Origin of the sequence: Oribacterium sp. HCP3S3_B9, from assembly GCF_052064255.1 — a bacterium.
GTDB lineage: Bacteria > Bacillota > Clostridia > Lachnospirales > Lachnospiraceae > Oribacterium.
Window position 1 is genome coordinate 193,380 of record NZ_JBQHVY010000001.1, and the last position, 24,911, is coordinate 218,290.

Below are 24,911 nucleotides of genomic sequence, written 5' to 3' on the forward strand. Positions count from 1 at the left end.
CTGGTTTTGATCAGTACTTCGGGATGTCCTCATATTGTCTTACGTACTCGCTTTCCGTCTTGTCATAGGTAATCGTCTGATCCTTGCCGGCATATACCATGCCGAGCTCCTGCGTGGCTACCCGATAGATCTCATCGAGATTCACGGACGTATCTATGCTGTTCTGAAGCGCGTCGTTCTCAGACTTCAGCTTGTCCAACTGCTGCTTTTTCGTCTCAATCGACGAAATCCGCGTATTGATCGAGGTCTGCATCTGAATATAGGAAAAGCAGAGTCCCAGCGTAAACAGAGAGGCGATGATCAGCACCGCAAGGTAGGTCCGATCGACCACGACCGTCTTATGGCGAAGTCGCTCCTGCTGCGCACGGTACTCCATCTCACGCTCGTCGAGGATCCGCTGCCGCTCCCGCATACGCGCCTGCCGTCTCCGCTCCAGTTCCTCCGGATTCGGACGACGCTTCGGCTGGATGCGACGGACCGTATTACCATCTATATAGGTCCCTGTCGTCCGCGGCGCACGTACCGCGGCTGCCTGTCTCGTTCTGGTCATACTACTCTTTCTCCCATTTTCCGGATCGGTTCCGGATTCTAAACTTTCTCATCATGTTTCTCGAAGATCCGAAGCTTCGCGCTCTTCGATCTCGAGTTCTCCTCGAGCTCCTCGGCACTCGGCAGGATCGGCTTTCGGGTGATCACCCGGCCCTTCGACTTCCGGCCACAAACGCATACCGGAAACTCCGGCGGACAGATGCACGGCTTCTCAGCAGTGCGGAACTTCGTCTTCACGATCCGGTCCTCGAGGGAGTGGAAGGTGATGATACAGAGGCGTCCACCCTCTGCGAGATCATCGATCATGCGATCGATGCTGTCCTCCAGTACATCGAGCTCACGATTCAGCTCGATTCGAATCGCCTGGAAGGTACGCTTCGCCGGATGGCCTCCGGTGGCACGAATCTTCGCTGGAATCGCACCTGAGATGATCTCGGACAGCTCCAGCGTCGTCTCGATGCGCTTCGTCGCACGATACTGGCAGATATGCTTCGCGATGTTCTGTGCGAAACGGTCCTCTCCATAGTTTCGAATCATATGGAAAAGCTCGGATTCACTATAATCGTTCACGATATCGGCAGCGGTGATCGGATTCCGGTCATCCATCCGCATATCGAGCGGTGCATCGCTCCGGTAGCTGAAGCCACGCTCCGCGGTATCCAGCTGGTAGCTCGATACACCGAGATCGAGGTAGATCCCATCGACCTTTCCGATGCCGAGTTCCTTTAACACATCATCGATTCTTTCGTAATTACTGCGGACGATCGTCACGCGGTCCCGTACATCCGAAAGCCGCTCGCTCGCTGCCTGAATCGCATCCTTATCCTGGTCGATGCCGATCAGGCGACCGGCCGGTGAAAGATGGGTACATACCTCATGGGCATGTCCGCCACCACCTAAGGTTCCGTCGACATAGATGCCATCGGGCCGGATGTTGAGTCCATCCACGGTTTCGTGGAGAAGTACGGAATAATGCTTAAACTCAGACACCTAAGCCCTCCCAGTCTGCTTCTAATGCAGCTTCATCATCGAAGCTGTACTTTTCTTCGTACGTGTTTGTATCCCAGATCTCGATATGGTCACCCACACCGAGTAAGGTGATATCCTTGTCAAGGCCCGCCCGATCACGGAGGACCTGTGGAAGAAGGATTCTGCCCTGCTTATCCAGCTCACAGATCGCGGCTGACCCCAGCAGAAAGCGCTTCAGGCTTCTCGCCTTCTCGTTCGTCATCGGAAGCGCATTCAGCTTCTCTTCGAGCGCCTGCCACTCCGGAGCTGCGTACATAGCAAGACAACCGTCCAGGCTTCTAGTGACCGTAAACTCGTCTCCGAGCTGGTCCCGAAATCTGGCCGGTATGATCAGTCTGCCCTTGGCATCCAGATTGTGGCGATACTCTCCTGTGAATGACATTTCCCTTTTCTACCACTTTCTACCACTTCTTACCACTTCATGACATAATAATGCGCTAATTTGGGTTTAGTGTCAAGGCAGGATACAGCAATAAATTAAAAAAAGAAGCCTCTCGAATGAGAGACTTCCTTCTATATAACGATATATTATCTGTCCTGAAAGGTCTGCAGCAGGCAGGCGGCATGCTTTTCCATAAATTGATCAGCACCCGCACCAGAGCTGCTGGACGGCGGCAGGCGGCACACTTCCTTCTATAGAATGATGGCGAATTATACGTTGAAGCGGAACTCAACGACATCGCCGTCCTGCATCACATAGTCCTTACCCTCCATGCGGACGAGGCCCTTTTCACGTGCTGCCGCGATAGAGCCACAGTCGAGGAGATCCTGGTAGTTGATGACCTCGGCCTTGATGAAGCCACGCTCGAAATCGGAGTGGATCTTACCGGCCGCCTGCGGTGCCTTCGTACCCTTCCGGATGGTCCATGCTCTGGTCTCCTTCTCACCGGCGGTGAGGAAGGACATGAGGCCGAGCAGATCATAGGAGGCACGCACGATCTTGTCGAGACCAGACTCGCTCATACCGAGGGACTCGAGGTACTCTGCCTTCTCATCGTCCTCGAGCTCGGAGATCTCCTCCTCGATCTGCGCAGAAATCACGAAAACACCGGAGCCGTTCTCTGCCGCGTATTCACGCACCTTCTGGACGTATGCATTGGACGCACCATCATCGGCGACGGAATCCTCGGAAACATTCGCCGCATAAATCACCGGCTTACGGGTCAGGAGGTCGAGGGTGTCAATGAAGGCGTTCTTATCATCATCACCGGCGTCGAAGCTGATCGCCAGCTTATCTGACTCGAGGTGGTCGTGGAGCTCTGTGAGGAGCGTATACTCTGCCTTCGCATCCTTATCGTTCATCGCGAGCTTCTTCGTCTTCGCGAGACGACGATCGAGGAGATCGAGGTCGGAGAAGATGAGCTCGAGGTTGATGGTCTCGATATCGCGAATCGGATCCACGGAACCATCGACATGCACGATGTTGTCATCATCGAAGCAGCGAACGACATGCACGATCGCATCGGTCTCACGGATGTTCGAGAGGAACTGGTTACCGAGGCCCTCTCCCTTGGAGGCACCCTTGACGAGACCTGCGATATCGACGAACTGAATCACCGCCGGCACGATCTTCTGCGTATTATAAAGTGCGCCCAGCTTCTCCAGACGCTCATCCGGCACAGCGACGACACCGACGTTCGGCTCGATCGTGCAGAACGGATAGTTGGCTGACTCTGCGCCCGCCTTCGTGATTGCGTTAAACAGTGTAGACTTACCGACATTTGGCAGTCCGACGATACCTAATTTCATAATCTAAATCTCCTTTATCCTTCCCTGCATCCCCCGTTTCCGACAGTGCCGAGAAGGTCGATAGCAGTTCCATCTATAAAATACAGCTAAAAAAGCATCGCTATTATAAACCAGAAGTTTCCGCTTTACAATGCCGGATATGCAACGCCCGTGTTCATCCCCTCGGCTGCAGTAAGCGTTCAGGCAGGCAGGGGGACCCGGAGCGGCGGCAACGGAGGCACAGTACTCCGAGACCGGTGAACGGTTACAGGCTGCATCCTCACTTCGCCTTCCGCACACCACGGAGGATCATCGCGAGGCCGAGTACGGCGAGGGCCCCTGATAGGGCCTGTGAAACGGCGATGTTCGTCCCCCAGAGGAGCAGCGAATCCGTGCGGAGCCCCTCGATCCAGAAGCGACCGATGCCGTAGAACATGAGATACTCCCAGAAAATCTGTCCGGTGAACTTCTTCTTCGGCCCGGTGATCCAGAGGAAAATCAGGGTGCAGAGATTCCAGACCGACTCATAAAAGAAGGTCGGGTGCACCTGGATGAACATCTCGTCACCGATCCGGATCGCATGTGTGAGCACGTTCTCGTTCAGCATGTTCGGGTTTACGATGGATTCCTTGATCCGCATCGCGAGCAGTGAATCCGTATAGCGGCCGAAGGCCTCTGCATTGAAAAAGTTTCCCCAGCGGCCGATGAGCTGTCCTGTGAGAAGGCCGAGCACCGCAGAGTCCGCGATGGAGAAAAACTTCACCTTCCGCCGGTAGCAGAAAATCACGCAGCAGAGGATGCCGGTCAGGATGCCGCCATAGATGGCGAGACCGCCCTGCCGGAGGTTGAGGATCTCCCCGAGATGCTGCGAGTAGTAGTCCCACTCGAAGATGACATAGTAGGCACGCGCACCGAGAATGGCGAAAATGATGCTGTACAGCGCGAGGTCTTCGATGTCCTCTGACTTCTGTCCACGGCGCTTGTAATCAAAGCTCGCGATGAGCACGCCCATCAGCATACCGATACCGATGATGATGCCATAGTATGCGATGCGGAAGCCGAACACGGAAATCGAGTTTCCGAGATGCTCGACGCCGATCCCGAGATGCGGGAAATAAATATCATAATTGTCTGTATTCATCCAGTCTGTCCCTTTCCTGCAGTGCCAGGCGAGTGCGATCTATGCCCAGCCCGCGTCTTTCTGCCGTTACGGCATCCACGACGCTTATACTTCTCCCTTTAAGATCCGAAGAAACTCTTCCTCGGTGACGATCGGAACGCCCAGCTCCTTCGCTTTTTTGTTCTTGCCAGAGGTCGATGTGATGTCGTTGTTGACAAGGTAGGCGGTCTTCGCGGATACCGAACCTGCTGCCCGGCCACCGGCCTCTTCGATGAGCGCCTGCAGCTCCTTCCGGTTCTCGAAATGCTCGAGCGATCCGGTAATCACGACGGACTTTCCTTCCATCGTCTTCGGCGTCGTATGGTCTTCCACCTTCTTCTCGATGTCAAGATCCTGCAGCAGCGCATCCACCTGCTTCATCAACGTTGCATCCTGGAAGTAGCGCACGAGGTTCTCTGCGAGCACCGCGCCGATGCCGTCCACCTCCTGCAGCTCATCCACGCCTGCTGCCCGCAGCTTCGTGAAATCATCCCCGAAGTGTCGGCAGAGGACCTTCGCGTTTGCGAGGCCAATGCCGGCGATCCCGAGTCCATACACGACGCGGTAAAGCTCCGTATGGCGGGCACGCTCTGTCGCCGCCATCAGATTTTCATAGCTCTTCTCACCGAAGCCCTCCATCGTCACGATGTCGGCACGGCAGCGATCGAGATGGAAGATATCACTGTAGTGATGAATGAAGCCATGCGCGATGAACTTCTCCAGCGTCTGCTCGCTGAGGCCCTCGATGTTCAGTGCATCACGGCTCACGAATAGTGAGAAATTCTTGATCTTCTTCGCCGCACAATCCGGATTCGGGCAGTACAGGAACTTCGCCTCATTATCCGAACGAATCTCCGTCGGCTGTCCGCAGACCGGGCAGACCTCGACCGGCTTCAGATTTCCGGAGCGTGTCCGGTTTTCCGCAATCTGCGGGATGATCATGTTTGCCTTATACACGGTGATCCGGTCCCCGATGCCGAGCTCCAGCTCCTCACAGTAGGAGAGGTTATGGAGACTTGCACGACTGACCGTCGTGCCCTCGAGCTCCACCGGGTCGAAAATCGCCACCGGATTGATGAGGCCGGTACGGCTCGGTGACCACTCCACCTCACGAAGAACGGTCTCTGCCTGCTCGTCGCTCCACTTGAAAGCGATGGCGTTTCGCGGGAACTTCGCGGTACGGCCGAGGCTGAGGCCATAGGCGATGTCCTCGTAGATCAGCACGAGGCCATCCGACGGGAAATCGTTGTGCTGAATCGCCTCCGAGAACCACTGTACCGTTTCCGCGATCGTAGCATTCGTCACATGCTTATACTCGACGACATCGAAGCCCTGGGCACGAAGAAATTCATACTGCGCCGCACGGGAGTTCTGGAAATCCACATTTTCGCCCTGCGCATCCACGGCACTCACGAGTGCGAAGGCCATCAGATTCACATGTCGGGATTTCGTCACCTTCGGGTCCAGCTGACGTACCGAGCCAGAGCAGAGATTCCGCGGATTCTTATACTTCGCATCCGCATCCGCGATGGTTTCGTTGATCTTTTTAAATTCGGAATACGTGATGATGGCCTCCCCGCGGAGCACCAGATCACCGGCGAAGGAAATCCGCGTCGGGACGTTATCAAACATCCGCGCGTTCTGTGTGATGACTTCACCGATCTCACCGTTGCCACGGGTGACTGCCTTCACCAGCTCCCCGGCATGGTAGCTCAGGACGACGGTGAGCCCGTCCATCTTCCAGCTGAGAAGGCCCTCTTTATCCCCCAGCCAGGAGGCCAGTTCCTCGACGGACTTCGTCTTATCGAGGCTCAGCATCGGGCTCGGATGACGCTCCTTCGGAAGCTCCGACAGCACCTCGAAGCCGACACGCTGGGTCGGCGAGCCGCCGAGAATCATGCCGGTCTCCTGTTCGAGCTTCTCAAGCTCATCATAGAGCTGGTCATAGCTCAGGTTCGACATGATCTCATTGCCATCCACATAGTACACACGGGCCGCTTCATTCAGGGTGCGGATGAGCTCCTTCATGCGTGCAAGCTTCTGGTTTTTCTCTTCGTTATGGGAAACACTCATAGTATCTTTACCTGTTCCAGTTTACTGTTTTTTATTTCCATGTCCGATGGAGGACGCGAATCACCCTCCATGGCAACGCCGCTTTCGAAAAATTTCTCTGCCCACTACTTTCCGGCATTTTCTTCCATATCCTCTTCCCGGAGGCCGAGCTCGGACAGCTCGATCTCGCGATACTGCCCCGGCTTCAGTCCATGCAGGGTGAGGTCCATGATACGGATGCGCTTCAGCTTCTTCACCTCATAGCCGAAGGCTGCACACATACGACGAATCTGACGATTCAGTCCCTGTGTGATCACGATATGAAACTCCTGCTGACGAAACTTCGGCGGACGGGTCATGTCCTGCCACACCTCACATGGGCGGGTCGTCGCATGCAGTTCCTTCAGCTCGACGCCATCGGCGAGCGCATCCAGGAACTCCTTCGTGCACGGCTTATCCACGGTCACGACGTATTCCTTCTCATGGTAATTCCGTGCACGGTTGATCCGATTTACGAGATCGCCCTGATTCGTCAGAAGGATGAGTCCCTCCGACTCCTTATCGAGACGACCGATCGGGTACACTCTCGTGTGGTAGTGGATCGCTTCGATGATGTTCGGTGCTTTATCCTTATCACTCGTCGTGCACACGATCCCACGCGGCTTGTAGTACGCGAGCAGCACCGGTGCCGGACGGTCATAGTCCTGCCCCACCGTCGAAATCTGCTCTCCATAACGCTTCGCCATCCGGCGCGACTCCGTATGGAGAAGGTACTGTGCTTCCGGATTGCCGGCAGCGGCGTTCAATGCATGCGGATTCACGCACTGTCCGTCCAGCTCGATCGAGTCTGCTTCCGTTACCTGCTGGCCGAGCTCGACCGGCTTCTTATTTACAGTGACACGGCCCGCAGCGATCAGCTTATCCGCCTCGCGGCGGGAGCAGACGCCGAGCTCCGATAAACGCTTATTCAGTCTCATCTCGCATCCCCCGCGTTTTCCGCCGTCTTCCAGAGTGGCGCTTCATCGGCTGCGAGCGGCCAGCTGTAGCTCTTTCCAGGGATACCCTCGACCTCTGCGACGGCATCCTCCGGAAGGAAGGTGACTTCATGGTTCCGGTTCGGATCCAGCTCCGCCGGAAGCTGTGCGTCGTTCTTGAGATCTGCGAAGAAGCAGGCATCGCCGAAGCTGAAGAAACGGTACTTCTCGCGCACCGCCACCTTATACGCGCGGAGCACGTGCTCACGCTTCGTAAAGGCAGAAACCAGCATGACGAGGGTGGATTCCGGCAGATGGAAGTTGGTGATCAGCGCATCCATGCACTTAAACTGATAGCCCGGATAGATGAAGATATCGGTCCAGCCGGAGGTCGCCGGCATGGTGCCATCCGGAAGTGCTGCGGCCTCGACGGTACGGCAGCTGGTGGTGCCGGTGCAGATGACACGATGGCCCTCTGCGTGGGCGCGATTGATCTTATCCGCTTCCGACTGCTCGACGATGTAGTACTCGCTGTGCATATGGTGTTCCTCGATCTTGTCCGCCTTGACCGGACGGAAGGTGCCGAGGCCGACATGCAGGGTGATGTGGGCGATCTCCACGCCCTTCTCCTTCACGGCCTGAAGCAGCTCCTCGGTCCAGTGGAGACCGGCGGTCGGGGCCGCCGCAGAGCCGTCATTCTTTGCATAGACGGTATTGTAGCGTGCCTTTTCCTTCAGCTGATGATGGATGTACGGTGGGATCGGCATCTCGCCGAGGCGGTCGAGCACCTCCTCCCAGATGCCCTCGAACTCGAAGCGGATGATGCGGTTGCCATCATCGATCGTGTCGATGATCTCGCCCTTCAGCAGGCCCTCGCCGAACTCGACGCGCGCACCATTCCGGAGCTTCTTTCCAGGCTTGACGAGGCACTCCCAGTCAGTCGTGCTGAGGCGGCGAAGAAGCAGTACCTCGACATGTGCGCCGGTACCGGACTTCTCGCCATGCAGACGTGCCGGGATGACCTTCGTATCGTTGATGACGAGGCAGTCACCCTTATGAAGATAGTCGATGATGTTATAAAAATGACGGTGATTGATCTCGCCGGTGAAGCGGTCCATCACCAGAAGCCGGCTGTCCGAGCGCTTCTCGAGCGGATCCTGCGCGATCAGCTCCTCCGGCAAGTCATAGTAAAAGTCTTTCGTTTCCATACTGTGTTTTCTCCTTTTCTGCTGTCTCACGACATGTACACGGTGCAGAGCGCACCATAAACCTTATTATTATATACTGTCTTTCAGGTTTCTTCTACATAAAAGAGCAGGCGAATGCTTCTGCATTCGCCTGCATTTGTAAGTGTTCAGCCGACCGGGCCGTCATCGGAGATGACGGCATCTCCTGCCGGTGCGTTATCTGCAGCCCCCGGCTCTGCGATGGTCTCGCCGGAAGCCGCCGCTGCGGTCGTTTCTGCCTTTCCGCCTGCGCCCGTGTTTTCGGAGATGGTTTCTCCTGCGGTCGTCGTTTCCGTCGACTTTTTCGTCTCGGTCGTGCTCTTCTCCGAGCTCTTCTGATCGCTGTTCTTCTTACTGCTCTCCTTCGTTTCTTCGTTCGCCGTATCTCGATCAGACGGTGCCGTGGTTTCTGCCTCGGTCACGGCGGCCTTGGTTTCTACAGAGATCAGGGAAACCTCGCTGTCGATTTCTTCCTGCGAGTCTGTGTAGATACGTCCGCTCTGGATAGCATCATAGATGACCGCGAGCCGCTGATCACTCGAGATGGCCTCCAGCAGACGCGAGTTGGTCGCATTGATCAGCTCCTGTACCTCACTGTGATTCGTGATATAGCTGTTCACAAACTTCGTCTGCTCCGGCGACATGTTCTCGACGATTTCGAAGCTGTTCTGATCGTTTACCTTCACATAGCAGTACATGATGCCCGGTGCCAGCGTATCTGTCCGGCGGAACTTCACATTATAGGTGACGAAAACGAGCTTCGTGTTCTTCTCGAGTCCATCTACCGCATACTGCTGGATATCCTGGTATGTCTCGATGTAGCCGGCCTGGGTCTTCAGCTTCTTCTGAAGACTCGCGGTCTGCTCCTCGGTCTGATTCGTGACGCCGGTCAGACGGTACAGTGTATCGGTATCACCCTCGAGACGTGCGTTAAAGTAATCCTGGAAAAGCTTCGTCATATACTCGTCATTATACTGACGTACGAGTGACGCGTCCTCGTCGGCACCCGCGTTGCCGTCGGCAATGCCGGGAGATGCACTCTCATCGTCGCCCCCCGCGTTTTCAATTTCGGAAGCGCTGGCCACCTGCGGACCACCACTCTGTGCATCCGGATTCTTCGGATTCCGATCCAGAATCAGGATGATGATGATCAGCACGACCACCAGTGCCGGAATGCCCAGGAGACCAAGCATCTCATGAAGCTGCTCCTGTTTCTGACGTTTCCTCATATTCGCGATGCGACGCGCACGCTTGCGCTCGATCACACCCTCGACCGGTTTTTCCTCCAATGCCCGATCGACATCATCCAGATCTTTTAATTCTCTGTCCATTCTTTCTGCCTCATCTGTTTCGTCAGTTTACTCTCGCACCGTCCGCTCCGAAAAAGAAGCTTCCGATCCAAGCGTTCTGCAGCAGTGCACCATCCTGACCTGCATAGTAGTATCTGCCATCTGCGAGCAGCAGTCCCGGTCCCTGCAGCTGTCCACTGTTCGGTTCAAAATAGTATAGCCGGCCACTGATATTCTGCAGCCCACGAAGCATCTTCGCATCTGCCCCTACATAATACCAGGCACCATTCGCCTCGTAGATCCAGGTATTCACCTCGAGGTAGCCACCCTGGTTAAAATGATAATTTGCGCCATCGATACTGCGCCAGGAGCTGACCGGATAGGTCCCATCCGGATAGAGGTACCACATACCGTTATTTTCGAACTGCCAGCCGTCCTTCAGGTAGGTGTTCGCCACCACACGACGTGCATTGATCACCGTCGAGCTCGAGCTGTAGTGATTTCCCGCCGGATTCATCTGCGACGGATTCGTCACCTGTGCGAGTCCCGTCGCTGCCTGGTTTCCCGCCATCGGCCCGACGTTCAGTGTATTATACAATACCCCATTTACATAGTAGCCGCCCGTCGTACCGGTATAGTTCGTCGTATACATGGTATGATTCGTACTGCTGCTGTTCAGATACGGATTTGTATTCGCATCGGATGAAGGCGTCGCATGATAGACGACACCGCCCTGGCCATCCGGACTCACCGCGGACACCTGTGTCACGCTCTGTCCAGATGTCATCCCGGTATAGGCCACACCACCGCGGCCATCCGGACTCACCCCAGCTAACGCTGGACCCGCAAGCACCAGTGACATCACGATCGCCACGGTGCACACTCTATGTACTCTCATAAAAACTCCGATTCAGCATCACATAATTTTACATACATCATCATACTATATGCGATCCGAAGATGATAGTAGCAAAGTTCTTACAAAAATGTCATCCGAAGTAACTGTTCAGGCAGGAGGCTTTACTTCAAACTTCCGAGCAGCGCTTCTCTCTTCCAGCTGATCAGCCCGATGATGACGAGCTGCGCGACGAACACGATCGCCGCTCCGAGGTATTGCCCGAGAATCAGAAAATAACCACAGAGACAGTTCGTGACACACTGCAGCCAGGCGGTCGCCGCAACGGCGCCGACATACCCCCGACCTGTAATATCCGCACGCGACGCAATATACGGTATCGCGCCATTCGGCACGGCCGGTACCATGCAGGCGATGGCAACCACAAACGCCGGATGCGTCGAGTTGATTTTCTGTGTCAACCAGTTCTGGCGGTTCAGTCCCGGAATGAAATTCCCGAGTCGACGCCCGAGCCGCCTCGCCACAGCAAATACAAACGCATTTCCCAGGACAAAGCCGATATAGCAGGCGATCGACGCTTTCAACCAGCCATAAATCATACCAACCGCCAGGTGGATCGGAAGTCCCGGCAGAACGATACTCACCACCTGCAGCGCAGACAGTACGACTGCCAGCATCAGACCCTTCCACTCTCCCTCCAGCTCGAGATAACGTGCGATTCCCTGCTCATCGCCAGCCTTCAGAAGCGGCCATAAACCAGGAAAAATGTGGTTAAAAGTCACATAGAAAATCAGGACGATCAGGAGCAGAAGCAGCACGATCGCAGAAATACCGATCAGTTTCTGGTGAAATTTCGGCTGATCTTCAGACGAATCCGATCGTATCTGACTGCTGTTCTGCGCTTCATTCTCCCGCTCAGAAACATGCACCTGCTTCATGACATCCTTCAGCCTCCCGCGGTTCTGCTTCATGCGATCTTCTCAGCAAGCGCCTGATCGATCGCCTTTGAGAGCTGATCAGCGCAGGAGGTCGGACGTGGTCCACATGTATTTCCGCGCAGAATCTCTGAAACCTTCGACGCCTCCTGACCCTCTACGAGCCGCCCGATCGCCTTCAGGTTGCCATTGCAGCCACCACGAAAGCGAAGATTGTGAATCTTATTTTCGTCATCCAGCTCAAATGTAATCTCCGTAGAACATACCATCTTCGGTCTATATGTAAATTCCTGTGTCATATGATTTCTCCTATATTTCAAAAAACAGCGTGGAGATTTCTCTCCACGCTGTTTAAATGCTTAGCTTATCGCCTGACAGAATTAGTCGAGGATGCTGATTACTCTACCAGAACCAACGGTTCTACCACCCTCACGGATAGCGAAACGGAGACCCTCCTCCATAGCTACCGGGTGAATAAGCTCAACAGTCATCTCGGTGTTATCACCAGGCATGCACATCTCTGTACCCTCTGGAAGCTCGCAGACACCAGTTACATCAGTTGTTCTGAAGTAGAACTGCGGTCTGTAGTTTGTGAAGAACGGAGTATGACGACCACCCTCGTCCTTGGTAAGAACGTAAACCTGAGCGGTAAACTTCTTGTGGCACTTTACAGTACCCGGCTTGCAGAGAACCTGACCTCTCTCGATCTGATCACGGTTGATACCACGAAGGAGAAGACCTACGTTATCACCAGCCTCAGCCTCGTCAAGAGTCTTACGGAACATCTCGATACCAGTTACGACAGTCTTCTGAGTCTCCTCGGAAATACCAACGATCTCAAGCTCATCGGATACGTGAAGAACACCACGCTCTACACGGCCGGTAGCTACAGTACCACGACCTGTGATGGTGAATACGTCCTCGACTGGCATAAGGAATGGCTTATCAGTCTCACGAACTGGCTCAGGGATGTAAGAGTCAACAGCGTCCATGAGCTCCATGATCTTATCGCCCCACTCAGACTTCGGATCCTCAAGAGCCTTCAGAGCAGAACCGTGGATTACAGGGATCTCATCGCCTGGGAACTCGTACTCGTTCAGAAGGTCTCTAACCTCCATCTCAACGAGCTCAAGAAGCTCAGGGTCATCAACCATGTCGCACTTGTTAAGGAATACAACGATAGCCGGAACACCTACCTGACGAGCAAGAAGGATATGCTCTCTGGTCTGTGCCATAACACCATCGGTAGCAGCTACAACGAGGATAGCACCATCCATCTGTGCAGCACCAGTGATCATGTTCTTTACGTAGTCAGCGTGGCCCGGGCAGTCAACGTGAGCGTAGTGACGCTTCTCAGTCTCGTACTCAACGTGAGCGGAGTTGATGGTGATACCTCTCTCTCTCTCCTCCGGTGCCTTATCGATCTGATCGAAAGGAACAGCTGGCTCCATGCCAAGTCTGTCAGCGAGAACAGCTGTGATTGCAGCTGTAAGAGTGGTTTTACCGTGGTCTACGTGACCGATGGTACCAATGTTACAATGTGGCTTCGTTCTGTTAAAATGTGCCTTTGCCATTTTAAAATACCTCCATTAAATGTAATACAACGAGAATCATGTCAAGCACTATGCATGCGCTTGCATGCTCCGTGCAATACATTATGCTTCTGAGCGCAGTGTATGCTCAATCAGCAAACATGATTTTATCATCGTTATTCTATTTTATCAAGTATTTTTAGGCGTCCGAACGCCGTCGGAGGCCCAAAAACACTTGATTTTTATGATATGGACTGAAATCATCCACCGCGGTAATTACTTACCGTTACGCTCCTTGAGTACAGCATCCTGAACGTTCTTCGGGCACTTCTCATAGTGATCAAAGAACATAGAGTAGTTTGCACGACCCTGGGTCTTGGAACGAAGATCGGTTGCATATCCGAACATCTCAGAAAGCGGAACATACGCGTTTACCTGCTTACCGGATGGGATATCCTCCATGGACTCGATACGGCCACGACGAGAGTTGACGTCACCGATAACGTTACCCATGTACTCCTCCGGAGTCGTGATCTCGACCTTCATGATCGGCTCGAGAAGAATCGGATCAGCCTTCGCCATCGCGTTCTTGAATGCGATCGATCCGGCGAACTCGAATGCACGCTCGTTAGAGTCGACATCATGGTAGGAACCGTCGTATACGTTTGCGTCTACGCCGAGTACCGGATAGCCTGCAAGTATACCAGACTCTGCTGCGCTGCGGATACCCTTTTCGATTGCCGGGATGTACTCCTTCGGAATCGATCCACCGACAACGGTCGACTGGAACTTGAAGGTCTCCTCGCCGTTCGGATCCATCGGTGTGAACTTAACCTTACAGTCACCATACATACCGGAACCACCGGACTGGTGAACGTAACGGCCCTGTACATCGACAGCCTTGGTGAAGGTCTCCTTGTACGCTACCTCTGGTGCACCTACGTTTGCCTCAACCTTGAACTCACGGAGAAGACGATCAACGATGATCTCCAGGTGAAGCTCACCCATACCGGAGATGATGGTCTGACCGGTCTCTTCATTGGTTCTTACACGGAAGGTTGGATCCTCCTCGGCAAGCTTTGCGAGTGCGTCGGTCATCTTGCCCTGAGAAGCCTTGGTCTTCGGCTCGATCGCTACGGAGATAACCGGCTCCGGGAACTCCATGGACTCAAGAATGATCGGATGATTCTCATCGCAAAGAGTATCACCAGTCGATGTGGTCTTGAAGCCTACCGCAGCTGCGATATCACCCGAGAATACCTCATCGAGATCCATTCTCTTATTTGCATGCATCTGAAGCAGACGGCCTACACGCTCCTTCTTACCCTTGGTAGAGTTCAGGCAGTAGGAACCGTTCTTGAGGGTACCGGAGTACACTCTGAAGTAAGCAAGCTTACCTACGAACGGGTCGGTCATGATCTTAAATGCGAGTGCAGAGAACGGAGCATCATCAGAAGAAGGTCTGCTATCCGGATTTCCATCCTCATCGGTACCCTCAACATCCGGGATGTCGGTAGGAGCCGGAAGGTAATCGATAACCGCATCGAGCAGCTTCTGAACGCCCTTGTTTTTGTAAGCAGTACCGCAGAGGCACGGGATCGCATCGCCGGCGATGGTTGCCTTACGAAGGACAGCCTTCATCTGCTCTACGGTCGGCTCCTCACCCTCGAGGTACATCATCATCAGATCATCATCGAGCTCACAAACCTGCTCTACGAGCTTGTCGTGATACTCCTGCGCTGCATCCTTGTACTCCTCAGGTACGTCGGTAACCTCGATATCCTGGCCCTTGTCATCTCTGTAGAAGTAAGCTCTCATCTCGAAAAGATCGATGAGACCTACATAGGTATCCTCAGCGCCCATCGGGTACTGAAGGATAACGCAGTTCTTACCGAGACGATCAACGATGGTCTGTACAGAGTGGAAGAAATCTGCACCGACGACATCCATCTTGTTGATGAATGCAAGTCTCGGTACGTGATAAGTATCCGCCTGTCTCCATACGTTCTCAGACTGAGGCTCAACACCGCTCTTCGCGTCAAATACGCCGACAGCGCCGTCAAGTACACGGAGAGAACGCTCAACCTCTACGGTAAAGTCTACGTGGCCCGGAGTATCGATGATGTTGATACGGTACTCAGGTGCACCGGCGATCTTCTTATGCTCATGCTCTGGGATCCAGTGACATGTGGTAGCGGCTGATGTGATGGTGATACCACGCTCCTGCTCCTGGGCCATCCAGTCCATGGTTGCAGTACCGTCGTGGGTATCACCGATCTTGTGATTAATTCCAGTGTAGAAGAGAATACGCTCTGTAAGTGTGGTCTTACCGGCATCGATATGTGCCATGATACCAATATTTCTTGTATGCTCAAGTGAATACTGTCTCTTATCAGCCAAAGTATTTCCCCCCTATCAGAATCTGTAATGAGCAAATGCCTTATTAGCGTCCGCCATTCTATGCATTTCCTCTTTACGCTTTACAGCTGCACCCGTGTTGTTTGCAGCATCCATAATCTCGTTTGCCAGTCTCTCAGCCTGTGTCTTCTCAGATCTCTTACGTGAGAACTCAGTAAGCCAGCGAAGACCAAGGGTCTGACGTCTCTGAGGCTTAACCTCCATCGGTACCTGGTATGTAGCACCACCGATACGCTTAGCCTTAACTTCAAGAACAGGCATGATGTTGTTCATAGCCTCTTCAAATACTTCTGTTGCTTCCTTGCCGCTCTTCTCAGCGACAATGTCGAATGCACCATAGACGATCTTCTGAGCAATACCCTTCTTACCATCAAGCATGATGGAGTTAACCAGCTTGGTTACAAGCTTGGAATTGTAAACCGGGTCTGCAAGTACGTCTCTGTGCAGAGTATGTCCTTTACGTGGCACGTTACTTCCCTCCTTAAAAATTTGTTTTAGATCATCGGTACTCTTCGCAACTGCAATCTATCATTGTGTTTTGCGAGTTCATGCGGACTTCTGGACATCTCTTCTTATATAATAATGAGTTCCATTATCCGTCATTTTAACCATGTCTTTTTACAACGTAGATCGAGGCTGATTACTTCTTAGCCTTCGGTCTCTTGGCACCGTACTTTGAACGGGCCTGCATTCTGTTTGCAACGCCGGCTGTATCCAGTGTTCCACGGATGATATGGTATCTTGTACCAGGAAGATCCTTAACACGGCCGCCACGAATCATTACAACAGAGTGCTCCTGCAGGTTGTGGCCCTCTCCAGGAATGTAGGATGTAACTTCGATACCGTTGGAAAGTCTTACTCTGGCGATCTTACGAAGAGCGGAGTTCGGCTTCTTCGGTGTTGCTGTCTTAACAGCTGTACATACACCACGCTTCTGAGGAGCGCTATTGTTAGTTGCAACCTTCTTTAAAGAGTTGAAACCTCTCTGAAGTGCAGGCGCTGTGGACTTCTTCTTAGCAGAAGTTCTGCCCTTTCTTACTAACTGGTTAAATGTAGGCATTTGGTTCTCCTTTCATTAGGTTTATTCTCTCGTTTTGGTCCCTGGAAACAAAAAACAGGGCATGCTTTTGCGCATGCCCTAGTAATATACTTCAATCGAATTTTCTTGTCAATGAGTTTTACAGAATGTTTTCCTTTTCCTTCTCGATCCGGCGGCGTGCAGCGATACGCTCTACGCCCTCCGCATCGATATCGAAGGCCTCATCCGCTGTGAACATCTGATCGTGATCATCCTGAAGATCCTGCTCGTCCTGACTGAGCTCTACATTTCTGTAGCGTCTCATACCGGTACCAGCCGGAATCAGCTTACCGATGATAACATTCTCCTTGAGACCGATCAGCTGATCTGACTTACCACTGATGGCCGCCTCGGTCAGAACCTTGGTGGTCTCCTGGAAGGATGCAGCGGACAGGAAGGAATCGGTCGCGAGGGACGCCTTCGTGATACCAAGCATCACGCGCTTACCCTCTGCCGGCTTCTTGCCCTCGGCGATCAGGCGCTCGTTCTCATCCTCGAAGTCGAGGCGATCGACGGTGGTGCCAGGGATGAAATCGGAATCACCGGCCTCCATGATACGCTCCTTCTTCATCATCTGATGAACGATCATCTCGATATGACGATCCTGAATCTCTACACCCTGCAGACGGTATACACGCTGAACTTCAGAAATCATGTAATCCTGTACTGCCTTGGTGCCCTTGATCTTCAGAAGATCGTGCGGGTTGATGGAACCCTCGGTGAGAACATCACCGGCCTCGAGTATCTGTCCATCCATGACCTTCAGTCTGGAACCATACGGAATGAGGTAGGTCTTCGACTGGCCTCTCTCCGCATCCGTGATGACAACCTCTCTCTTCTTCGCTGTTTCCTTGATCTCTACGACACCCGGAATCTCAGTAAGAATTGCAAGTCCCTTCGGTCTACGAGCCTCGAAAAGCTCCTCGACTCTCGGAAGACCCTGTGTGATATCACCACCCGCAACACCACCGGTATGGAAGGTTCTCATCGTAAGCTGAGTACCCGGCTCACCGATGGACTGTGCAGCGATGATACCGACGGCCTCGCCGACCTGTACCGGCTGACCCGTTGCCAGGTTCGAGCCGTAGCACTTCGCACAGATACCATTCTTCGAACGGCAGGTGAGGACGGTTCTGATCTTCACCTTCATCTTCTGCTTCGCATCGTGCTTTCCTTCCGCAACCTCCTGATCGAAGCGCTTCTGGAGTGCAGCGATGACCTTCGGTGCCCGCTTCGGGGTAACCATACGGTCTGCCTGTACGACAAGCTTGCCGGTCTCCGGATCGTATACATCCTCTGCGATGTAACGACCGGTGATACGCTCCTGCAGTGACTCGATCTTCTCCTGGCCTTCCTCCAGTGCGGAGATCTCCAGGTATGGAATCTTATCCTTATCTGCAGAGCAGTCAAGCTCACGGATGATCAGATCCTGGGTAACGTCAACCATTCGTCTCGTAAGGTAACCGGAGTCTGCCGTACGAAGCGCGGTATCGGAAAGTCCCTTACGTGCACCGTGTGCGGAGATGAAGTACTCGAGTACGTCAAGACCCTCACGGAAGTTTGACTTGATCGGGAGCTCGATGGTACGTCCGGTCGTATCCGCCATGAGTCCTCGCATACCAGCGAGCTGCTTGATCTGCTTATCGGATCCACGGGCTCCGGAATCGGCCATCATGAAGATGTTGTTGTAGGCATCGAGACCGCCTAGAAGATCCTTGGTCAGCTGATCATCGGTCTTCTTCCAGGTATCGATTACCTCCTGGTAACGCTCCTCCTCGGTAACGAGACCACGACGATAGTTACGTGCGATCTTGTCAACAATAGCCTGTGCGTCTGCCAGCAGCTTCTGCTTGCTCGCCGGAACGGTCATATCCGAGATGGATACGGTCATCGCCGCGAGGGTGGACTGCTTATAGCCCATCGCCTTGATATCATCCAGGGTGAGGGCCGTCTGGGTAGCGCCATGTACATCCATGACTCTCTCCAGAATCTTCTTGAGATCCTTCTTCTTTACGATGAAGTCAATCTCCGGAAGAATCTCATTGCCCGGAATCGAACGATCCACGAAGCCGAGATCCTGCGGGATGATCTCGTTGAAGATCAGACGACCTACCGTGGTATTCACCACGCCCTCGATAATCTTCTCGCTGCCATCCTCTGCCTTTACGACCTTACGGATTCTGCACTTGATCAGGGTGTGCATCGAGATGTAGCCATTCTCCTTCGCGAGGATCGCCTCGTTGATGCTCTTGAAGAACATACCCTCGTTCGGCTCACCCGGACGCGCCTGTGTAATATAGTAGATACCCAGTACCATATCCTGTGAAGGAACGGCTACAACACCACCATCCGACGGCTTCAGGAGGTTATTCGGAGAAAGCAGCATGAATCTGCACTCTGCCTGTGCTTCCTGTGTCAGTGGAAGGTGGATCGCCATCTGGTCACCATCGAAGTCGGCGTTGAAGGCCGCACATACGAGCGGGTGAAGCTTGATGGCCTTACCCTCGACGAGGGTCGGCTCGAAGGCCTGGATACCGAGTCTATGCAGGGTAGGGGCACGGTTCAGCATAACCGGGTGGCCCTTGATGACATCCTCGAGGATGTCCCATACCTGCGGATCCAGACGGTCAACCATCTTCTTCGCATTCTTAATGTTGTGGGCCTTACCGGACTGTACCAGCTCCTTCATCACGAACGGCTTAAACAGCTCGAGGGCCATCTCCTTCGGAACACCGCACTGATAGATCTTCAGCTCAGGTCCTACGACGATAACCGAACGTCCGGAGTAATCTACTCGCTTACCGAGCAGGTTCTGACGGAAACGTCCCTGCTTACCCTTTAACATATCAGAAAGGGACTTCAGGGCACGGTTACCTGGACCGGTCACTGGACGGCCACGACGGCCGTTATCGATCAGCGCATCGACCGCCTCCTGCAGCATACGCTTCTCGTTACGTACGATGATTTCCGGAGCGCCCAGCTCGAGGAGACGAGCCAGACGGTTGTTACGGTTGATGATTCTTCTATAGAGATCATTGAGATCCGAGGTTGCGAAACGGCCACCATCGAGCTGAACCATCGGACGAAGATCTGGTGGAATCACCGGAAGGTTCGTGAGGATCATCCACTCCGGCTTATTACCGGAGGAACGGAAGGCCTCCACGACCTCGAGACGCTTCACGATTCTGGTTCTCTTCTGTCCGGAAGCGTCGTCGAGCTCCTGACGAAGCTCTGCATACTCCTTCTCGAGATCGATACCACGAAGCAGCTCCAGTACAGCCTCCGCGCCCATGCCAGCACGGAAGGAGCCATAGCCATACTGCTCGATCGCATCTCTGAACTCCTTCTCGGAGAGGATCTGCTTGTAATCCAGGCCGGTCTCGCCCTTATCGAGTACAACATAGCTTGCGAAATAGAGCACACGCTCCAGAATACGCGGGCTGATGTCGAGGATCAGACCCATTCTGGACGGGATACCCTTGAAATACCAGATATGAGAAACTGGCGCCGCCAGTGCGATGTGTCCCATACGCTCACGACGAACGGAGGACTTGGTCACCTCAACACCGCAGCGGTCACAGATGACGCCCTTATAGCGGATCTTCTTATACTTGCCGCAGTGGCACTCCCAGTCCTTGACCGGTCCGAAAATACGCTCACAGAAGAGTCCATCCTTCTCCGGCTTCAGCGTTCTGTAGTTGATGGTCTCCGGCTTCTTCACTTCGCCGTGGGACCACTCCAGAATCTTCTCCGGAGAAGCCAGGCCGATCTTGATCGAATCAAACTGAACAGGCTTATTTATATTATCAAGCTGTGCCATCTTTCCTCCTATTATTCATGATCGCCGTCGCCGTAGTCGTCATCCGACTGGGAAACCGCGCTGTCACCGTCATCGAACATATCCGAGTCCATATCCTCGCTGAAATCGCCATCATCGGAGAGATCTGCAGAAATTGCGGATGCAAGTGCATCGTCGCCTTCATTGACATAATCATCCTCCGCTGCGTTCTCTTCAGCGCTGTTTACAAGCTCGCCGTCCTTAAACTCCTGGGTCTCGTAGCCGTACTGTCCGTAATTTTCATTACGCTCATAGCGGCTGTCACCACCGGAAAGGAGACGGTGCATATCCTGGTTTGCATCATAGAGATCCTCTGTGATCTCGATCTCGTTCTGATTCTCATCGAGAACGCGTACATCCAGGCAGAGAGCCTCAAGCTCCTTCAGCATAACCTTGAAGGACTCTGGAACACCCGGTGCCGGGATATTCTGGCCCTTGATGATCGCCTCGTAGGTCTTTACACGGCCTGCAACATCGTCGGACTTCATGGTCAGAATCTCCTGCAGTGTATATGCCGCACCGTATGCCTCGAGTGCCCATACCTCCATCTCTCCGAAACGCTGTCCACCGAACTGTGCCTTTCCACCGAGCGGCTGCTGTGTAACGAGAGAGTACGGTCCCGTGGAACGTGCATGGATCTTATCATCTACCAGGTGATGCAGCTTCAGGTAGTGCATGAATCCGATCGCGGTTCTGCCGTCAAATGGAAGACCGGTACGTCCATCGCGGAGCTGAACCTTACCATCGGTCGAGATCGGAACACCCTTCCACTCCTCACGGTGATCGAGGTGTGCACCGAGGTACTCATAGACCTCCGGATCCAGCTCATCCTTATGAAGTTCCGAGAACTCCTCCCAGCTCTTGTTTGCGTAATCGTTCGCAAGAATCAGGGTCTGGGCGATATCATTCTCGTTTGCGCCATCGAAGATCGGGGTAGAAACATTGATACCCAGAACCTTCGCAGCGAGGGAAAGATGCAGCTCGAGCACCTGTCCGATGTTCATTCGGGAAGGTACGCCGAGAGGGTTCAGTACGATATCGAGCGGACGACCGTTCGGAAGGTAAGGCAGATCCTCTACCGCAAGTACGCGTGAGCATACACCCTTGTTTCCATGACGGCCGGCCATCTTATCGCCGACACCGATCTTTCTCTTCTGTGCAATATAGATACGAACGGACTCGGACACACCCGGCGCCAGCTCGTCACTGTTTTCTCTTGTAAATACCTTTGCGTCTACGACGACACCATATGCGCCGTGCGGAACCTTGAGGGAGGTATCACGAACCTCACGTGCCTTCTCACCGAAGATTGCACGAAGCAGTCTCTCCTCCGCGGTCAGCTCGGTCTCACCCTTCGGTGTCACCTTACCGACGAGGATATCACCGGCACGAACCTCTGCACCGATGCGAATGATGCCGCGCTCGTCGAGATTCTTCAGTGCATCGTCACCGACACCCGGAACGTCCGAGGTGATCTCCTCCGGTCCGAGCTTGGTATCACGTGCCTCACACTCATACTCCTCGATATGGATGGAGGTGTAGACGTCGTTCTGGATGAGCTTCTCGGAAAGGAGAACCGCATCCTCGTAGTTGTAGCCTTCCCAGGTCATGAATCCGATCAGCGGGTTCTTACCGAGTGCGATCTCACCCTGGCAGGTGGACGGACCATCGGCGATAACATCGCCCTTCTTTACATGGTCACCGGCGAACACGATCGGCTTCTGGTTGTAGCAGTTCGACTGGTTGGAGCGCATGAACTTGGTGAGCTTGTACTCATCGAGGGTTCCATCGGAATCACGACGGATCGTGATCTTGTTGGATGCGGAGATCTCAACCACACCGTCATACTTTGCAAGGCAGCATACACCGGAGTCGACGGCAGCCTTTGCGGAGATACCGGTATCGACAGCGGCACGCTCGGTCACCATCAGCGGCACGGCCTGACGCTGCATGTTCGATCCCATCAGCGCACGGTTCGCATCATCGTTCTGAAGGAACGGAATCATGGAAGTCGCCACGGAGAATACCATCTTCGGGGATACGTCCATCATATCCACGCTTGCCTTCGGGAATGCCTGCGTCGCCTCTCTGAAACGACCGGAAACGTTATCATGCACGAAATGTCCGTCGGCGTCGAGCGGCTCGTTTGCCTGTGCTACGACATAGTTATCCTCTTCGTCTGCCGCGAGGTATACGACGTCCTTCGTAACCTTCGGGTTCTTCGGATCCGACTTGTCCACCATACGGTACGGAGCCTCGATGAAGCCGTACTCGTTGATACGTGCGTAGGATGCCAGCGAGTTGATCAGACCGATATTCGGTCCCTCAGGTGTCTCGATCGGGCACATACGACCATAATGTGTATAGTGAACATCTCGAACCTCGAATCCGGCACGGTCTCTGGAAAGACCACCTGGTCCGAGGGCGGAAAGTCTACGCTTGTGTGTAAGCTCCGACAGCGGGTTGTTCTGATCCATGAACTGTGACAGCTGGGATGATCCGAAGAATTCCTTCACGGATGCCGTCACAGGCTTGATGTTAATCAGAGACTGCGGTGTGATCTCCTCGATGTCCTGTGTCGCCATACGCTCGCGGACAACACGCTCCATACGGGAAAGACCGATGCGATACTGATTCTGAAGCAGCTCACCGACCGCACGGATACGACGATTGCCGAGGTGATCGATATCATCGTGGCTGCCGATCTCCTCTTCGATGTGCATGCAGTAGTTGATGGAAGCGAAGATGTCTTCCTTCGTGATGTGCTTCGGAACGAGCTCATGGATGTCCTTGATGATCGCGATACGAAGTGCACGCTGATCGTCGGCGTTCTCCTCCATCAGACGCGCGAGCTCAGGATAGTAAACGAGCTCCTCCGGTACATCCTTATCGATGATGGCCTGCTTCTCTTCTACAGACAGGGCATCCCAGAGCTTCTTCTCTGCGTCCTGGCTCAGGAAGCTGTTCGTACGGTCAGCCTGGCGCTGGAAGTACTCACGTACGTGGTCGTACTCACGTGCCTCCTCGTAATCGATCTCCTGTGCCTCGAAGCTCACATACTTCGAAAGGTCGACCTCCATCGAGGAAAGTACCTTCTCCTTACGGGTCGGTCCCTCGATCCATACGAACGGAACGGCTGCATCCTGGATCTCTACAGCCTTCGCGAAGCTGATCTGATCACCCGCCTGCGCGATCACCTCACCGGTGGTTGCGTCGATGACGTCCTCTGCCAGTGTGTGGCCCTTGATTCTGTTTTTAAAATGAAGCTTCTTATTAAACTTATAACGTCCAACCTTCGCAAGGTCATAGCGGCGTGGATCAAAGAACATGCCGTTCAGAAGAGAGCTTGCGGAATCGACGGACAGCGGCTCACCCGGTCTGATCTTACGATAGAGCTCGAGCAGACCACCCTCGTAGTTCTGTGCCTCCGGCTGCTCCTTCTCGAAGGAAGCAAGAAGCTTCGGCTCCTCACCGAAGAGCTCGATGATCTCCTGATTCGTGCTGACACCCATCGCTCTGATAAATGCCGTCACTGGAACCTTACGGGTTCTATCCACACGTACCCAGTAAATATCATTGGAATCGGTCTCGTACTCGATCCATGCGCCACGGTTCGGAATCACGGTACAGCTATAGAGCTCCTTACCAACCTTATCATGGTCTACGCCATAATAAATGCCAGGAGAACGAACGAGCTGTGATACGATTACACGCTCGGCACCGTTAATTACAAATGAGCCGGTATCTGTCATCAGTGGCAGATCGCCCATGAAAATCTCGTGTTCATTGATCTCATCCTTGTCCTTGTTGATGAGACGTACTCTTACCTTGAGCGGTGCGGAATAGGTAGCGTCGCGCTCCTTGCACTCCTCAATGGTGTACTTCTTCTCATCCTCGCAGAGCTTGAAGCCTACGAACTCGAGGGACAGGTGTCCAGCGAAGTCCTGGATCGGTGAGATGTCATCAAATGCCTCTTTCAGGCCGTCCGTCAGGAACCACTTATACGAATCCTTCTGAACTTCGATCAGATTCGGCATCTCCAGTACTTCGTCATGCTGAGAGAAAGTAAATCTGACGTTTTTGCCGTTTTTCACGACACGCATCTTGCTTTTTTCCATTGACCGTTCACCCCATAGTAAATTCGTTTCACTCTCTGCCGGAAACGCGGCAGCTCGAAAAACTCATTTACTTGATCACTGTGATTCATAGAAAGATGTGGATTTCAAAATGTGCATTCATCGTTACGAG

The 24,911-nt window shown here is 53.6% G+C and carries 17 protein-coding genes and 1 pseudogene; all 18 read right to left on the reverse strand.

The window, feature by feature from the left end; translation table 11 throughout:
- Positions 1-10: 10 nt before the first annotated feature.
- Complete coding sequence (locus tag ACTNC3_RS00850; RefSeq protein ID WP_410042438.1) at positions 11-550, reverse strand: cell division protein FtsL; 540 nt, start codon at positions 548-550, stop codon at positions 11-13.
- Positions 551-588: 38 nt separating this feature from the next.
- Complete coding sequence (rsmH, locus tag ACTNC3_RS00855) at positions 589-1,539, reverse strand: 16S rRNA (cytosine(1402)-N(4))-methyltransferase RsmH (protein WP_410042437.1); 951 nt, start codon at positions 1,537-1,539, stop codon at positions 589-591.
- Positions 1,532-1,960 carry a division/cell wall cluster transcriptional repressor MraZ gene (gene mraZ / locus ACTNC3_RS00860; RefSeq protein ID WP_410042436.1) on the reverse strand — a complete coding sequence of 143 codons (429 nt, stop codon included), beginning with the start codon at positions 1,958-1,960 and terminating at the stop codon, positions 1,532-1,534. Before mraZ ends, rsmH begins: the two co-directional genes overlap by 8 nt.
- A 269-nt stretch (positions 1,961-2,229) precedes the next feature.
- Positions 2,230-3,327: a redox-regulated ATPase YchF gene (gene ychF, locus ACTNC3_RS00865; RefSeq protein ID WP_410042435.1), complete on the reverse strand. Its 1,098-nt coding sequence runs from the start codon at positions 3,325-3,327 to the stop codon at positions 2,230-2,232.
- A 259-nt stretch (positions 3,328-3,586) separates the two neighbouring features.
- Complete coding sequence (gene lgt, locus ACTNC3_RS00870) at positions 3,587-4,447, reverse strand: prolipoprotein diacylglyceryl transferase (RefSeq protein WP_410042434.1); 861 nt, start codon at positions 4,445-4,447, stop codon at positions 3,587-3,589.
- A gap of 84 nt (positions 4,448-4,531) precedes the next feature.
- Positions 4,532-6,538 carry an NAD-dependent DNA ligase LigA gene (ligA, locus tag ACTNC3_RS00875; RefSeq protein ID WP_441226164.1) on the reverse strand — a complete coding sequence of 669 codons (2,007 nt, stop codon included), beginning with the start codon at positions 6,536-6,538 and terminating at the stop codon, positions 4,532-4,534.
- Between the two features lie 104 nt (positions 6,539-6,642).
- Complete coding sequence (locus ACTNC3_RS00880; protein ID WP_410042432.1) at positions 6,643-7,494, reverse strand: pseudouridine synthase; 852 nt, start codon at positions 7,492-7,494, stop codon at positions 6,643-6,645.
- A gap of 188 nt (positions 7,495-7,682) precedes the next feature.
- Positions 7,683-8,699 (reverse strand): annotated as a pseudogene (gene queA, locus ACTNC3_RS00885) (tRNA preQ1(34) S-adenosylmethionine ribosyltransferase-isomerase QueA); the annotation flags it as partial.
- Between the two features lie 146 nt (positions 8,700-8,845).
- On the reverse strand, positions 8,846-10,048 hold the full coding sequence (locus tag ACTNC3_RS00890; RefSeq protein WP_441226165.1) for a hypothetical protein: 1,203 nt from the start codon (positions 10,046-10,048) through the stop codon (positions 8,846-8,848).
- A gap of 22 nt (positions 10,049-10,070) precedes the next feature.
- Positions 10,071-10,904, reverse strand: a complete 834-nt coding sequence (locus tag ACTNC3_RS00895) for a hypothetical protein (RefSeq protein WP_410042430.1) — start codon at positions 10,902-10,904, stop codon at positions 10,071-10,073.
- Positions 10,905-11,026: 122 nt separating this feature from the next.
- The gene (locus tag ACTNC3_RS00900; protein WP_441226166.1) at positions 11,027-11,833 is read right to left on the reverse strand and encodes a VTT domain-containing protein; all 807 of its coding nucleotides are present in this window, start codon (positions 11,831-11,833) and stop codon (positions 11,027-11,029) included.
- Positions 11,830-12,096: a TIGR03905 family TSCPD domain-containing protein gene (locus ACTNC3_RS00905; RefSeq protein ID WP_441226167.1), complete on the reverse strand. Its 267-nt coding sequence runs from the start codon at positions 12,094-12,096 to the stop codon at positions 11,830-11,832. Before ACTNC3_RS00905 ends, ACTNC3_RS00900 begins: the two co-directional genes overlap by 4 nt.
- A gap of 81 nt (positions 12,097-12,177) precedes the next feature.
- Positions 12,178-13,371: an elongation factor Tu gene (gene tuf / locus ACTNC3_RS00910; protein ID WP_410042427.1), complete on the reverse strand. Its 1,194-nt coding sequence runs from the start codon at positions 13,369-13,371 to the stop codon at positions 12,178-12,180.
- A gap of 234 nt (positions 13,372-13,605) precedes the next feature.
- Positions 13,606-15,678, reverse strand: a complete 2,073-nt coding sequence (gene fusA / locus ACTNC3_RS00915) for an elongation factor G (protein WP_410042599.1) — start codon at positions 15,676-15,678, stop codon at positions 13,606-13,608.
- Positions 15,679-15,744: 66 nt separating this feature from the next.
- Positions 15,745-16,215: a 30S ribosomal protein S7 gene (rpsG, locus tag ACTNC3_RS00920; protein ID WP_410042426.1), complete on the reverse strand. Its 471-nt coding sequence runs from the start codon at positions 16,213-16,215 to the stop codon at positions 15,745-15,747.
- A gap of 172 nt (positions 16,216-16,387) precedes the next feature.
- Positions 16,388-16,807, reverse strand: coding sequence for a 30S ribosomal protein S12 (gene rpsL / locus ACTNC3_RS00925; RefSeq protein ID WP_410042425.1), 420 nt, complete (start codon positions 16,805-16,807; stop codon positions 16,388-16,390).
- A 118-nt stretch (positions 16,808-16,925) separates the two neighbouring features.
- Positions 16,926-20,645, reverse strand: coding sequence for a DNA-directed RNA polymerase subunit beta' (gene rpoC / locus ACTNC3_RS00930; RefSeq protein ID WP_410042424.1), 3,720 nt, complete (start codon positions 20,643-20,645; stop codon positions 16,926-16,928).
- 11 nt (positions 20,646-20,656) lie between these two features.
- Complete coding sequence (gene rpoB / locus ACTNC3_RS00935; protein ID WP_410042423.1) at positions 20,657-24,781, reverse strand: DNA-directed RNA polymerase subunit beta; 4,125 nt, start codon at positions 24,779-24,781, stop codon at positions 20,657-20,659.
- Positions 24,782-24,911 lie beyond the last annotated feature (130 nt).

Excerpts from the sequence above, each read along its gene's own strand:
- lgt (WP_410042434.1), bottom strand. The coding sequence starts at position 4,447 with ATGAATACAGACAATTATGATATTTATTTCCCGCATCTCGGGATCGGC.
- rpsL (WP_410042425.1), bottom strand. The coding sequence starts at position 16,807 with ATGCCTACATTTAACCAGTTAGTAAGAAAGGGCAGAACTTCTGCTAAG.
- mraZ (WP_410042436.1), bottom strand. The coding sequence starts at position 1,960 with ATGTCATTCACAGGAGAGTATCGCCACAATCTGGATGCCAAGGGCAGA.
- ACTNC3_RS00900 (WP_441226166.1), bottom strand. The coding sequence starts at position 11,833 with ATGAAGCAGAACCGCGGGAGGCTGAAGGATGTCATGAAGCAGGTGCAT.
- ACTNC3_RS00890 (WP_441226165.1), bottom strand. The coding sequence starts at position 10,048 with ATGGACAGAGAATTAAAAGATCTGGATGATGTCGATCGGGCATTGGAG.
- ACTNC3_RS00880 (WP_410042432.1), bottom strand. The coding sequence starts at position 7,494 with ATGAGACTGAATAAGCGTTTATCGGAGCTCGGCGTCTGCTCCCGCCGC.
- ychF (WP_410042435.1), bottom strand. The coding sequence starts at position 3,327 with ATGAAATTAGGTATCGTCGGACTGCCAAATGTCGGTAAGTCTACACTG.
- rpoC (WP_410042424.1), bottom strand. The coding sequence starts at position 20,645 with ATGGCACAGCTTGATAATATAAATAAGCCTGTTCAGTTTGATTCGATC.
- ACTNC3_RS00850 (WP_410042438.1), bottom strand. The coding sequence starts at position 550 with ATGACCAGAACGAGACAGGCAGCCGCGGTACGTGCGCCGCGGACGACA.
- ACTNC3_RS00895 (WP_410042430.1), bottom strand. The coding sequence starts at position 10,904 with ATGAGAGTACATAGAGTGTGCACCGTGGCGATCGTGATGTCACTGGTG.
- ligA (WP_441226164.1), bottom strand. The coding sequence starts at position 6,538 with ATGAGTGTTTCCCATAACGAAGAGAAAAACCAGAAGCTTGCACGCATG.
- ACTNC3_RS00905 (WP_441226167.1), bottom strand. The coding sequence starts at position 12,096 with ATGACACAGGAATTTACATATAGACCGAAGATGGTATGTTCTACGGAG.
- fusA (WP_410042599.1), bottom strand. The coding sequence starts at position 15,678 with ATGGCACATATCGATGCCGGTAAGACCACACTTACAGAGCGTATTCTC.
- tuf (WP_410042427.1), bottom strand. The coding sequence starts at position 13,371 with ATGGCAAAGGCACATTTTAACAGAACGAAGCCACATTGTAACATTGGT.
- rpoB (WP_410042423.1), bottom strand. The coding sequence starts at position 24,781 with ATGGAAAAAAGCAAGATGCGTGTCGTGAAAAACGGCAAAAACGTCAGA.